The 14569-nt window shown below is 45.1% G+C and carries 8 protein-coding genes; 4 read left to right on the top strand and 4 right to left on the bottom strand.

Annotated elements, in window-relative coordinates; genetic code table 11:
• Positions 1 to 35 precede the first annotated feature (35 nt).
• From CHA01nite_RS13200 to hutI, 3 genes are all read right to left on the bottom strand, one after another.
• The gene (locus CHA01nite_RS13200) at positions 36 to 1328 is read right to left on the bottom strand and encodes an NAD-dependent succinate-semialdehyde dehydrogenase (protein WP_146942108.1); all 1293 of its coding nucleotides are present in this window, start codon (positions 1326 to 1328) and stop codon (positions 36 to 38) included.
• Between the two features lie 139 nt (positions 1329 to 1467).
• Positions 1468 to 2388, bottom strand: a complete 921-nt coding sequence (gene hutG / locus CHA01nite_RS13195) for a formimidoylglutamase (RefSeq protein WP_146942106.1) — start codon at positions 2386 to 2388, stop codon at positions 1468 to 1470.
• A gap of 244 nt (positions 2389 to 2632) precedes the next feature.
• Positions 2633 to 3856: an imidazolonepropionase gene (gene hutI, locus CHA01nite_RS13190; protein ID WP_146942104.1), complete on the bottom strand. Its 1224-nt coding sequence runs from the start codon at positions 3854 to 3856 to the stop codon at positions 2633 to 2635.
• Between the two features lie 556 nt (positions 3857 to 4412).
• On the opposite strand from hutI, the gene ruvB reads away from it, so the two are divergent.
• From ruvB to coaE, 4 genes are read left to right on the top strand one after another with little or no spacing between them, the layout of a single operon-like run.
• The gene (gene ruvB, locus CHA01nite_RS13185; RefSeq protein WP_146942102.1) at positions 4413 to 5435 is read left to right on the top strand and encodes a Holliday junction branch migration DNA helicase RuvB; all 1023 of its coding nucleotides are present in this window, start codon (positions 4413 to 4415) and stop codon (positions 5433 to 5435) included.
• Between the two features lie 11 nt (positions 5436 to 5446).
• Positions 5447 to 6055 carry an FMN-binding negative transcriptional regulator gene (locus CHA01nite_RS13180; protein WP_146942100.1) on the top strand — a complete coding sequence of 203 codons (609 nt, stop codon included), beginning with the start codon at positions 5447 to 5449 and terminating at the stop codon, positions 6053 to 6055.
• 28 nt (positions 6056 to 6083) lie between these two features.
• Positions 6084 to 6950 (top strand): MBL fold metallo-hydrolase, encoded by an 867-nt coding sequence (locus CHA01nite_RS13175; protein WP_146942098.1) that lies wholly within the window; start codon positions 6084 to 6086, stop codon positions 6948 to 6950.
• Positions 6951 to 6959: 9 nt separating this feature from the next.
• Complete coding sequence (coaE, locus tag CHA01nite_RS13170; RefSeq protein ID WP_146942096.1) at positions 6960 to 7595, top strand: dephospho-CoA kinase; 636 nt, start codon at positions 6960 to 6962, stop codon at positions 7593 to 7595.
• Positions 7596 to 7852: 257 nt separating this feature from the next.
• Here the strand turns inward: coaE and CHA01nite_RS13165 are convergent, their stop codons facing one another.
• On the bottom strand, positions 7853 to 14290 hold the full coding sequence (locus CHA01nite_RS13165; RefSeq protein ID WP_146942094.1) for a GEVED domain-containing protein: 6438 nt from the start codon (positions 14288 to 14290) through the stop codon (positions 7853 to 7855).
• Positions 14291 to 14569: the final 279 nt, after the last annotated feature.

Below are 14569 nucleotides of genomic sequence, written 5' to 3'. Positions count from 1 at the left end.
CCGGGAGTTTTTATGTTTAATAATGATTCTTTAAATTAATTCCCGACGATCGTCTTTGCCGTCACAAATTCCCTCAATGCCAATAAAGAAAGCTCGGTTCCGTACCCCGAAGTCTTGGTTCCGCCAAATGGGAAACGCGGATCGGAGCTGGTCATCCTATTAATGTTTACCGTTCCGGATTCCAGGTTTTCGATAAAAAACAACTGCCGGGTTTTATCTTGGGTCCAGACGGAATTGGAAAGACCGAACGGGATATGGTTGGCCATTTGTAAAGCTTCTTCATCATCCCTGGCGATCATTATCATTCCAAGAGGGCCGAAAAGCTCTTCCTGAAGGATAGGATTGCCTTCTTTTACACGGATCAGACCGGGTTTAAATTCGTTATCGGAAATCCTTTCCAACGGAAGAATAATTTCTGCTCCATGTTCCAAAGCTTTCTCAAACTGCTTTTCCAGGTCATCCGCCAGGTCGGGCCGTGCCATTCCGGCAATTTTCGTTTCCTTATCCATCGGATCCGCCGGAACGAATTTTTTATATTCTTCGATAAATTTCGGAAGGAAGGCGTCTTCTATTTTTTCATCGATGATGAATCTTTTAGCCGCCACACAGGTTTGTCCGCAGTTCTGTAGTCGGGCCAATGCGCCTACTTTTGCAGCTTCATCCAGGTTGGCATCATCCAGCACGATGAAGGCATCACTGCCGCCGAGTTCCAATAAGGACTTTTTGATGTTCTGTCCGGCAATGGAAGCCACTTCGGCTCCGGCCTTCTCGCTTCCGGTAAGGCTTACGCCGGCAACGGCCTTATGCTCAAGCACCTCCTTTACATCCTTATGCCCGATTTCAAGATTCTGGAATACCCCTTCCGGAAAACCGGCTTCCAGAAGAACATCCTCGATCGCATTTCCGCTGCCGAAACAGATGGAAGCATGTTTCAGCACAACGGTATTCCCTGCGAGGATGGCCGGAACGGCAAACCGAAGTACCTGCCAGAATGGGAAATTCCATGGCATAACGCCCAGGATCACCCCTTTCGGAACATAATGAATTTCGGAATAAGCATATTGGGAATCGATGTGTTCAGGTTTTAAAATATTTTCCGCATCAGCGTAATAATTCATCATTAAGGCGCACTTCTCCACCTCAGCCATCGACTGGGCAATGGGTTTGTTCATTTCTTTGGTAATGATCGTACCGAATTTTTCCGCGTTGTTCTTCAGAAGTTCCGCCGCTTTGGAAATAAGTTTTTGTCTGTCTTCGAATGGTACCTTTTTCCATTCTGAAAATGCCTTATCCGCTTTGATAAGTTTATTTTCAATTGATTGTTCCATAATATAATTTCTGTTTTTAAATCCGGTCCTGCCGGATCTAATTATCGCTCCGTTAAAAGCATTTTGTAAGCAACAAACTTTGTTCCTTGGAATTGAATAAAATAGTGATTTTTTCTATCAGACTATTATTTTGCATTGGTTAAACAATAAACCATTCATTCACTAAAGTAGCAGCAAGCCTTGCCGTTCTTTCCTGAATGTCATACACAGGATTTACTTCAGCCACATCCAGCGCCAGCAGTTTTTCACTTTTCAGGATATGCCTGTAAAGATGCATAAATGCCGCATCGGCAAAGATTCCATTATAAGCCGAAGCCGAAACCCCGGGTGCGATCGAAGCATTAAAAACATCCATGCAGACCGTAAGATATACATAATCCACACTGTCCAGAAGATCGTCGATTCTCTGATAAATAGAAGGCAGATTCTCGAAGAAAAGCTCGTCGGCCAGGATGTATTTCATTTTGTAATGATGGGCAGTATCGAATAATTTCAGGGTATTGGAGTTTCGCTGGATCCCGATATGCAGGGAATTAATATCTCCTTCCTGGGCAATCTGCCAGAAACCGGTTCCCGAGCTTGCACCTACTCCGTCTTCAGGCTGCCGGTTATCAAAATGGGCATCGATGTTGATGATCCCTATTTTCTGTTCCGGAAAGGCTGTTTTCAATCCCAGATAATGGGCATACGTTACCTCATGTCCGCCACCCAGCACCACAGACCGTCCGCCTTTCAGCAGGACTTTGGAAACATTCTTTGCCAGTTCGTACTGGGTATCCTCCAGCATTCCGTTTTCACAGGTTATATTTCCGAAATCCAGCAGCGAAAAATCCGGACGGATGACCGGGAAATTAGCCATATTTTTACGGATCATATCCGGAGCGTCTTTTGCGCCCTGCCTGCCTTTATTCCTTCTGACACCTTCGTCCACGGCAAAACCATGTAAAACGAAATCCTTAGTTGAAATAAAATCATAATTGTTTTCTTCTTTTACCCGTTGGAATATCCTGTGATAAAGCAACTCTTCCCCGTCTAATCTTCCCTGCCAGATGGTATTCATATTATTTTATTTTTTTGATGTGGTTAGTCTTTATATCTGTAAATACTTATGAGAAATTTAATAAAAAAATAAATGATGGCTACTGCGCCGCCCAGCCAGATCAGTATAATTAAAACATCCCTGACTTCAGATGACGGATGACCAACTCTTTTTGTGGCAATCTGAACAATCAGCAGGATTGACAAAAAACACCGGACTATCATCAGTGCAACCATCATCATAAAATTACCGGCAATCTTTCTCATCAGATTTGTACCCCGCCAATGTAGATATGTTCGCATTTCAGGCTTCCCTGATGATAAAGGATGTTTTGAAAATTATCGGTTTTAAATGTTATATAGTCGGCTTTAAATCCGGCTTCCAGCTTTCCCCTGTTTTCAAGGCCCAGTGCAAATGCCGAACGGAAGGTGATGCCTGCCAGAACTTCAGCGGTGGTCAGTTTCTCAAAAGTTGCCAGAATCGAAGCCTGGGTAATTAAATTTCCCATCGGTGCCGAACCGGGATTCCAGTCACTGGCAATGGCAACAATGGCTCCTGCATCCAGTAATTTCCTGGCCGGTGTGAATTTTTCGCCTAAACCTAAACTTGCCCCCGGCAAAGCGGTAGCTACCGTTTCCGATTGGGCCAAGAATTCAATGTCTTCATCAATGGTTGCCTCCAGATGATCTGCAGATTTTGCGCCAACTTCCACGGCAATCCTTGAGCTTCCCGGCGTGAACTGGTCGGCATGAACCGTAATGTCAAAACCAAGGTCTTTTGCCTTCAGCAGGAAATTTTTGCTTTCTTCCGGCTGGAAGGCTGATTTCTCGATGAAGATATCCACCCTTTTGGCCAAATCTTCCTCTTTTACTTTCGGGAGAATTTCAGTTAAAATATATTGTAGGTACTCTTGATTGCTTTCTTCGAAATCTCTAGGCTTCAAATGTGCGGAAAGGCAGGTGGGAACCAGGGTTACCCTTGTGCTCTCCTGAGCTTTTTTGATAATGCGGAGCATTTTCAGCTCGTTTTCCACATCCAGTCCATAACCGCTTTTTATTTCGATTGTCGTAATGCCGAGCGCCAGTAAAAAGTCGATTCTTGCCAGCAGGGTTTTCAGCAGTTCTTCTTCCGTTGCTTTCCGGGTATGCTGTACGGAACTCCAGATCCCCCCTCCGCTTTCGGCGATTTCAAGATAGGATTTCCCGGCATTGCGCATGGCAAAATCATTGGCCCGGTTGCCGCCGAAGCAGATATGGGTATGGGAATCCACGAAAGCAGGAATTGCAACCTGCTCGCCAATTATATCTTCCGTTTCCGCTTCCGGATGTTCCGATTTTAAAGCTTTATAATTACCGACTTTCAGTATTTTATCCTGATCTGTTAAAATTCCGCCTTCAGCTATAATTTCAAGCTGATCGTCTGAAAGTTTTCCTCTTAAAGGTAGGTTGGCAAGTGTTACCACCTGCTTAAAAGGGCCTGTTAATTTCATAAATAAGATTAAGGTGAAGGTTGAGGTTTAGATTAAGCCTGCCCCTTATTTAAACTGTTCGTAATTTTATTTAAATCGTGTATTACATCATGAATCAGATTCTCTATCTCTAAACACTCGCTTTCTGAAAAATATTTAACACTGTTTCCGTATATCAAATGACTTTCGGTTTCAAAGCCAGATCCTACTGAAATATCGTAAAATCCGCTTTATCTTTTGCTGTCCTTCTCCCAAAGCCTCCTGTAATGCTCGCAGATATACTTTCGGCAGAGCTTCCTAATGGTGAAGCCGCTCACTTAAAATGAAACATCTTTCAGCAGCATCCATCGCTTGTGCCATATGGCATTCCGGTAAAATCTTTTATCATCTGTTGTTTGTTATTCTTCATCTCAAAAATACTCAAAATATCCCAATCTTGTTAACGCTAAAAAAACATCCTGCCTAATATCCACCTTTGCCTTAGCTCAGCTTCCAACCTCACCCTCAACCCCATCCCGAAATTATTCTTCATCTTAACCTCAATTTTGCTATCTTTACGGTAAATGAAATTGAATTAATGCCTGACTTTTTACATCCAGACAAAGACAATTTTTCCCGTGAAGAACTGGCACAGGAAGAGCAGATCCGTCCCCAGAGCTTCAAGGATTTTGCAGGGCAGCGGAAAACACTGGACAACCTTGAAGTGTTCGTCTCGGCGGCCAAACGGCGCGGCGGTGCACTCGACCATGTCCTGCTGCACGGGCCTCCCGGCCTGGGAAAAACGACCCTGGCCAATATTATTGCGAATGAACTCGGGGTCAACTGCAAGATCACCTCAGGCCCTGTATTGGATAAACCCGGAAGCTTAGCCGGATTGCTTACCAACCTTGAGGAAAACGACGTGCTTTTCATCGACGAGATCCACAGGCTTTCGCCGGTCGTGGAAGAGTACCTGTATTCCGCGATGGAAGATTACAAGATCGATATCATGCTGGAAACCGGGCCGAATGCCAGAAGCGTGCAGATCGGGCTGAACCCTTTTACCCTGGTGGGCGCAACGACCAGAAGCGGAATGCTGACAAAACCGATGCTGGCCCGGTTCGGGATCCAGAGCCGGCTGGAATATTATACGATTGAGCTCTTATCAATGATTATCATCCGGAGCGCCAGGGTCCTGGGTGTAGTTATCTATGAAGATGCCGCCATTGAAATTGCCCGCAGAAGCCGCGGAACCCCGAGGATTGCCAATGCATTGCTACGGAGGGTCCGGGATTTTGCCGAAATTAAAGGAAACGGCGAGATCGAGATCAATATCACCAAATATGCATTGGATTCATTGAATGTAGATGAATACGGCCTTGATGAAATGGACAACAAGATCATGCGGGTGATGATCGAAAATTTCAAAGGAAAACCGGTAGGCATTTCGGCTTTGGCGACTTCAATTGCCGAAAACCCGGAAACCCTGGAGGAAGTCTATGAACCTTTCCTCATCCAAGAAGGATTTATCATCAGGACCCCGAGGGGCCGTGAAGTAACGGAAAAAGCCTACAAGCACCTGAATATTGCCGTCCCCAGAAATCCGGGTGAGCTGTTTTAGAAAATAGGATCATGTATATACCCAAACTATATAAAAGTGAAGACCTGAACCTGATGAAAGATATTATCCGGGAAAATGCATTTGCTTTATTAATTTCCTCCGGAGAAAAAATCCGGGCCACCCATTCGATGATGATCCTGAATGAAGACGACCCGGAAAACAGGTATATCGAAACCCATATTTCCAGGGCCAATCCGCAGGCAAAACTCCTGAAAAACGGAAGTGAAGTGCTTTGTGATTTTCTGGGCGCCCATGCTTATATTTCAAGCAGCTGGTACGACCATATCAATGTTTCCACCTGGAATTATGAAGCCGTGCAGGTTTATGGAAAGGTAGAACTGATGAATCATGATGAACTGTATCATCATCTGGACAAACTTACCGCCAAATACGAAAAAAACCAGCAATGTCCGGTGATGCTGGACGATATGGGAAAAGCATTTGTGGAAAAAGAAATGAAAGGTGCTTTCGGCATGAAGATTTTCCCTACTGAAATTTTCATCGCCCAAAAGCTTTCCCAAAACAGGAAAGAAAATGATTTACGGAACATTACTGATCATCTGGAACAGGGTGGTGAAAATGCAAAGCAGATGGCTGAAAAAATGAAACATTATGAATAATCAATACATTACAGAAACTTAATATTATATGAAACTATATCCGATACAATGTGGGAAATTTAAACTGGACGGCGGTGCTATGTTCGGCGTCGTCCCGAAGAGTCTGTGGGAAAAGACCAATCCTGCAGACGAAAGAAACCTGATTGAGCTGGGAACCCGTTCCCTGCTTATAGAAGACGGAAAAAAACTGATCCTCATCGACTGTGGGCTCGGCAACAAGCAGGACGAAAAGTTCTTCGGCCACTACTCGCTGTGGGGCGATGACACTTTAGACAAAAACCTCAAAAAATACGGTTTTGTAAGGGAAGATATTACCGATGTTTTCCTGACCCACCTTCACTTTGACCATTGCGGCGGTGCCATCGAATGGAATGACGATAAAACCGGCTATCGGCCCGCCTTTAAAAATGCCCATTTCTGGACCAATGAAAACCACTGGCAATGGGCAACCGAACCCAACGCCAGGGAAAAGGCCAGCTTCCTAAAAGAAAATATCCTCCCGATCCAGGAAAGCGGACAGCTTAATTTCTTACCGCTCCCGGCAAACGGAAACTACGGTTTTGCGCCGGATCTTAAGATGGACGTCATCTTTGTTGACGGCCATACGGAGAAACAGATGCTGCCTGTTATTCAATATCAGGAAAAAACAATTGTTTTTGCAGCCGACCTCATTCCTACTGCCGGACATATTCCCCAGGTTTATGTGATGGGATATGATACCCGCCCGCTTCTTACGATGGAAGAAAAAGGAAAGTTCCTGAAGCAGTGTGTGGATAATGAATACCTGTTATTTTTCGAACATGATGCCCATAACGAGCTGGCCAGTCTTAAAATGACTGAAAAAGGCGTAAGGCTTGACGAAACTTTTAGCTTTAATGATGTTTTCGGATATTAATTGTTAGATATGGAAGAACTGCATTCAGAAACTCAGCAAGCGGAACCGGATCCGTTACCGGCGCCCAAGATCATCGGACTCACGGGAGGCATCGGCTCGGGTAAGACCACCGTTGCCCGGTTTATCGAAGAATTCGGGTTTCCCGTTTATTATTCGGATGAAAGGGCAAAAGATATTGTGAATGAGAACGGTGATCTAAGGTCAAAAATCAAAGATCTCCTGGGGAATGGGGCTTATGACGAAAAAGGGCTTTATAACCGGAAATTTGTAGCGGAAAAAATTTTTAACGATAATGATCTGCTGGAAGGTCTGAACGGGATTATTCATCCTGCCGTCCGGAACGACTTTGAAGATTGGGTAAAAGCGCAGAAAAAGTATCTGGTTTTTAAGGAAACCGCCCTGCTGTTTGAGCTTAAGCTTAACCTCCAATGCGACCGATCCGTTCTCGTTACGGCAGAAGACAACATCCGGATGAAAAGGGTGATGGACCGGGACGGCAAAACCTACCGCGAGGTACAGGCCATCATGGAACACCAGATGCCGGAGAAGGACAAGATCAAGCTGGCCGACTGTATCATCTACAACAATACCAATTTGGAAGATCTAAAGGAACATACCGAGAAAGTCATCTTCGACATTGAATAAATCAGACAAAATCCCGTTGGAATTTTCCGGCGGGATTTTTTTATGGGTTGTGAGGCAAGGCTGGAAGATAGATTACGGATGCAGGAATCTTCCTTTGTCAGAAATAGGGTCACAGGTCCTGATGATCAAAATGAATATGAATCAGATACGTCTGAATGCACATTAATTTTAGCAAACCCAAAAGCATCCAATCATCCAATAAAAAAGGCTCCCATTTCTGAGAGCCTTAAATAGATTAATAATTAAATGTTATCCGTTTATTCTTTGATAAATTTCTTCTGGGCAGAAACTGAGGTTCCGTCCTGAATGTCTATCATGTAAACTCCGTTGATCAGAGCATGGACATCAATCTTGTTATTTAAGATAATTCCGCTTGACACCAACTGTCCTGCTGCACTGTAGATCTTATAGTTCGCTTTTTTGCTGATATTTTTCACATACAGTACGGTACTTACCGGATTAGGATAGATCATAATATCCGTCTGGTTTACAGGGTTCGGTACCGGAAGTTTAGAAATCCTTACGGTATAGTCTTCTACCTCACCGTTCGGGAAGTTGGTACAGTTTACCGGAATGGCATCTTTCGACATGGCCACTCTCATCACTACATATTTGTAATCGGTTAAGCTTACAAATGCATCTGCAGGTACGGTAAATGTTCCGCTCACCGTCTGATCCGTATTCGGTCCGGAAACAAAGATTCTCTCATTGATATCAAAGTATCCGTTTCTGTTGAAATCGATCCAGACCGCAACCCCGGCATTTCCTGAAGTTTTATCGATGCTGATCTTATTATCTGCAGATCCCTGGATCAGTTCGATGAACTTGTTGGTTACCCCGGTATAATCGGTATAGTTTGATGCTAATGAAGGGTTGGTCATCACCGGTTTGCCATTTGGCGTCACGGTTACTTTTGAAATGTAGTTCGAACTGGCCGTTGTCGCCTGCATCTGGCAGTATACTACCGTTGGGGTCGTAAACAGATACGGAAGCGTATAGGCGCCCGGTGTTCCGCTACAGATGTTGGCTACCTGCATTTCATATTGCGTCAGCTCCAGCAGACCGGTTAAGGTAATGGTGTTGGTATTGGAAGTTACCGTTGTCCAGCTCGGAATCCCTACTTTTCTGTATCGCAGGATATACGTAGCACCCGGGAAGGCATCCCAAACCACTACTGCCGTTGTCGGTGTAAGATTGGTAATGGTTAATCCAGGCGGCGGCAATTCACAGGTTCTCTGTGTCGTAAACACTTTAGGATTAGACCAGGTATTTACCGTTGTCTCGCCGTTACAGATATTGGCCACCTGTACTTCGTATGTGGTGTACGGGCTTAAACCGGTAAGGGTATACGTATTTAAAGGAGCTGCCGTAACATTGATTGTCGTCCACAGGGTTGTTCCTGCAACTCTGTATCGTACGACATAAGTTGCACTTGGTACAACCGGAGCCCAGGTTACTACCGCAGAGTTTGTTGTCACATTGCTGATGGTCACTGCCGGAGGTGTAGGATCACATCTTGTAGTGAAGGTCTGGGTCGGTGTGTAAGTACCGGCAGTCGTGCCGCAGCTTGCTGCAATCTGGACTTCGTAGGTGGTTGCCGGCGTTAATCCCGTTAAAGCCAAGGGCGGATTACCGCTCAGCGTTGAAACTACAACTTCGGTCCATGTTGTTGTACCCTGAACCCTGTATCTTACGATGAAAGTCAGACCGCCTGTCGGTACTGTCCAGGTAACATTTGCGGAAGTGTGGGTAATGGTATTGAATGCGATATTCGTCGGTGCGGTTGCTGAACAAGGTCTCAGTTTCACCTGATAATCTTCCACTTCCCCGTTTACTGCATTCTGGCACATTACCGGGGCACTTGTACGTTTCAGGACAACCCTCATGGTCGTCGTTAGCGGACCGTTATAGGCATTCGCCGGTACGTTGAATAAGGCGGTTACCGGAGTCGTGGTACTTGCCGCAGAAGTCATGATTTGTTCGGAAGCTTCAAAAACCCCGTTTCTGTTGAAATCAATCCAGGCAGATACGGCATCGCTTTGTCCGCCTGCTTTAGCTACTGAAATCTTATTCCCGTTGGAACCGATTTCCAGATTGATCAGGGTAGCCGGCGTTGTATAGCTGATGTAGTTGGTCTGTACTGAAGTATTGCTCATCGGAGGAATACCCGGGTTCACGGAAGTCATGGTCACATTGGAGATGTAATCCGTTGTTCCCGTACCCGTCATATTACAATAGATGATCGGTGTTGTGGTAAACGGTACCGAAGCAGACCAAGGTCCCTGTGTTCCTCCGCAAATGGTGGACACCTGAACTTCGTAAGCCGTCTGTTCCGTAAGACCGGTCATGTTGTACGTATTGGTGGTAAGGACCGGTGAAGTTGTCCATGCCCCTACAGGGTTGGTGGTTCTCCATCTTACCTGATAGGTAGCACCGGTAGAGGAAATCCAGGATACCGTAGCCGTAGTAGCGGCAATATTGGTTACCGTAATTCCTGTAGGCGCTGCCGTTGTACATGGCTGGATATCCACAAATTTCACCTGGTAATCTTCAACTTCTCCGTTGCTGGTCAGCGGCGAGCAGGCGTTGGTTGGCGTAAGGAAATAAACGATTACCCGCATTTTCACTTTGTTCGTCCCGCTGTACGCCCAGGCAGGTATTGCAAAGGTTGCCGTAACAGGAGTTGTAGAAGAATATCCAAGGTTCATTATTCTTTCACCTGCTCCGGTACCGATCGGATTGTTATCAAATACGCCGTCTCCATTCAGATCAATCCAGGCATAGGTAGAATACGTACCTGAGAGGATGGTTCTGCCTACGGAAAGGATGTTTCCGGTAGAATTACGTGCTAACGTGATAATCTTCGTCACATCGTTGGAATAATCGGTGTAGGTACTGGCCCCTGAGTCATTCGACATCATTGGCGTATTCGGACCTGTAACGGTAATATTATTAATAAACGCGTTTGTTACACTTGTTGTAGTCGGCGTACAGTAAGTAGCTGCCGGTGTCGTAAAGTTTACGGAAGCAGACCATGCACCGGTAGTGCCGCCACAGATGGTGGCTACCTGTACCTCATACGTTGTAGAAGCATTTAAGTTCTGAATCGTATAAGGATTGGTTGCCGGAGCAATAACCGTCCAGGCACCCGTACCCGTTCTGTATCTTAAAGTATAGGTTGCTCCTGTAGCGTTGATCCAGGAAACCATTGCGGTGGCAGCAGTAATATTGGACACAACGATCGGGGAAGGCGGAGCCGTCGTACAAGGTGACAGGTCGATAATCTTCACCGCATAATCTTCAATCTCACCGTTCGCTACCGTAGCACAAGGATCGGTAATCGTAGAAGTTGAGAAGATAACCCTCATGTTAAGCGTCAGAGGTCCGCTGTAAGAAGTTGCAGGAACCGTGAACGTTGCGGTAACAGGAGTCGTGGTAGACGCTGTTGTGTTGATTACTCTTTCTGAAGTTTCAAAAATACCGTTTCTGTTAAAATCGATCCAGGCTCCTACGGCAAGCGAAGAAGTGGTAGTCGTTAACCAGGATTTAGAAACTGAAATATTATTATTGGCTGAACTACGGACAAGCGTAATCAGCTTTGTAGGATCTGAAGAATAGTTGGTATACGTATTCGCTCCTGAATTGTTACTCATGACGTAAGAGTTCGTCGGGCTAACGGTTACATTCGAGATATATCCGTTTGTGTTGGCGGTTGCCGTAATATTACAATAAGTAACTGCCGGCGTGGTAAAGGTATAAGGCGCCGTGTAAGTCCCTGTCGTTCCGGAACACACATAAGCTACCTGAACCTGATACTGGGTCTGTTCAGTTAAATTATTGATGGTATAGGCATTTGACGTCAATGGAACAGTCGTCCAGGTCGTGGATCCGAATGGTCTGTACTGCAGTACATAAGTGGCGCCGGTAGCCGGATCCCACATCACGTAAGCTGAAGTTGCCGTAATGTTGGTAACGGTAAGATTCAACGGAGCGTTGCTTGTACAGGCAATCGGCTGGATCAGTTTTACCGCATAATCCTCCACTTCCCCATCGTTGAAGCTCTGACACATCACCGGAGAAGAAGAATACCTCATGGCCACTCTCATTTTGGTCGTAGCCGGTCCGTTATAGGCCGTAGCCGGAACACTGAAAGTAGCAGAAACCGGAGTCGTGGTGCTGGAAGGAGAATCCATTACCTGTTCCGATGTTTCAAAAACGCCGTTTCTGTTGAAATCGATCCATACGCCAACGGCTTCACTCCAGACTGTGCTCGGGAAGAATTTGGTTACGGAAACGGTATTCCCTGTAGATCCGATCACCAGATTTACCAATGCGCTTGGCGTCGTGGAATAATCGGTATACGTGGACCCTGCAGAGCTGTTGCTCATTACGGCAGCACCTACCGGCGTTACCGTCACATTGGAAATATATTCCGAAGCAAAGTTGCTGGAAGTCATTGTACAGTACGTAAGCCCTAATGTCGTAAAGTTAACCGATGCGGAGAAAGGTCCCTGCACACCGCTACATACGGTAGACACCTGTACTTCATATTGGATGCCGTCATTCAGACCGATAAGGTTTACAGAATTCGCTGCCGCATTAACCGTAATCCAGGTCGTACTTCCTACCGGACGGTATCTTACAATGTAAGTTGAATTAGCAGTAGCCGTCCAGCTTACAGTAGCGGTACTTTGGGTAATGGCAGAAACAGCAATTCCTGTAGGAGCTGCTCCCGTACAGGTTAATAAAGCCGTTACATTGGCACTTCCGATAGCATAGAACACGTTTCCTATTGCACTTACCCTGATTTTCACGGTACCTCCGGCAGTAAGACCTGTTAGGTTCAGTGTCTCGTTCCCGTCATTAGGGGTAGAAGCGGAAGCTACTGTCCAGGTTACTCCGTTATCAATGGTATAATCGATTTTTACATTGGCTACATTGTAAGGCGCTGCCGTTGTATTCACCACGTCCCACGTTACGTTGGTAGGACCGTTGCTGTAAGCTGCCGTATTGGTCACCTTGAACGGTCCGTCATTTCCGACAATAATCTGCTGATTGGCAAACTGGGTCTGCTGCTGGGCAGGATCCGGGTTGTTATCCCGTACCGTTACCCTGAAGTTGGTGGTTCTAGCCAACGTGGAAACAGATTCCCAACCATTGTTTGAGTTATTTAATACCCCTGCCAGTACAGAAGATAATTTAGGGAAATATCTCGTCGGGCTTGTAGTAGGATTAAATGACCTGAAGCTGGCTCCCGTAGCCGTAGTTCCTAAGTTATTTTTATTGATGGTTGTACTTGCATTATCCACTTCTTCCCAGCAATATGTTATAGGGTCGTTTTCAGGATCCGTTGCTGAAGCCGTCAATACGAATGCCGTACCTTTTGGAATATTATAAGTAGATAAAGCTGCAATAACCGGCGGATTGTTCGTAACCGGTGTCTCTACATCACAGGTCTTACTGGCAAGGTTCGTCTGAACCTGAGTAATGCTTACCGCATGGAAATACGGATCAGAATGTGCCTGTACATCGGTATTGGCACCGGTAATCCCGGCATAGCCCATGATTGTTGATCCGGATCCCGGCTCAACATTTACGCCTGTCCCTTCAAGAGCGTGCGAGAAGGTATGGTTACCACCCAGCTGGTGCCCTATTTCGTGGGCTACATAATCGATATCAAAATTATCTCCCTGCGGAATCCCGTCTGCCGGAGAAGTATATCCTGACCCTTTTCCTTTTGGTACAGAAGTACTGGGATCAACGCAGACACATCCGATGCATCCTGCATTCCCACCACCTCCGGAAGCTCCGAACAAATGGCCGATATCGTAATTGGCATTTCCGACATTCGCTGTAAGCGTCTGCTGAAGTTCCAGATTCCAAGCTCCTCCAGCTCCCGTAGCAGCCGGCGAATAAGGATCGGTAGCGGGATTGGTATAGATAACGTTCGTATAATTCTGAAGATTAAGATGCAATGCAAAATCTTTTTCAAATACTCCGTTTACCCGGGTTAAACTCGCATTAATAGCGACCAGTGCGTTAGCAACGGTACCGCCGAAAAACTGAGTATACTCTCCTGTTACAGACATGACCAATCTCATGGTTCTGTACTTCTTGTCAGAAGATTTATTGAAAATCATCGGCTGATTGGCAAATGCCTTTCCGGTAGTGTAAAGATTTTCAATTTCTTTTTTAGACATCCTGTCTTCATTCATGGAACAAAGGAAACCTTCGTTGCTCTTGTCGGTTTTCGGATGCACACCGTAAACCGTTTTGTTCTTATCAGCAGGCTCTATAAATTCATATTTGCCTTCCTTGATGATCATCGACTGAAAATCATCGGCTGACAAACTGAATCTCAGGTATTTGCCCGGATCATCAATCCCTACACCTGCGTAAGATCCTAACTGATACTGATCTGCCAGTTCTTTTACGACCACAGGGAAGCTGTAAACGGCAAATTTTTCAATTTTTCCTTCTAAAGTCGGCAAAGAGATGATAACGGGCTTTGCATTTTTACCCGATTCCTGCGCTTTCGCCAATTGAGACTTCAGTAAAGAAATGTCGAGAGAGTAATAGTTCCTGATTTCAGAACCTACCCTCGTCTTTTCCCCCCGGAACGTTGCAGGACTCCATTGTGCACTGGTAACCGCAAACAGAAAGAGGAAAAAGAAAGAAGTAAAAATTTTCTTCATAACTTTCTCAATATATTCTATTAATTACACAAAGCTAAACATTTTTTATTATTAATTTAAAAATATATTCATTTTTTTCATGCAGATATCATAATAATTCAAATTATTTATTTAAAATGATAACAGTTATACCGTATTTTTCATCAATATTAATATCTCACTTTTTGGAATTATCCGATTCGTTTTAATGATAAAAAAAGGCCTACAGGAAAAATTGTCCTTGTTTACCTCAACAAAAAAATCCTCAGGTTGACCTGAGGATTTTATAAATACATGAAA

This window comes from Chryseobacterium hagamense (assembly GCF_007991455.1).
GTDB classification, from domain to species: Bacteria; Bacteroidota; Bacteroidia; order Flavobacteriales; family Weeksellaceae; genus Chryseobacterium; species Chryseobacterium hagamense.
This window is presented reverse-complemented; position numbering and strand designations above follow the sequence as displayed.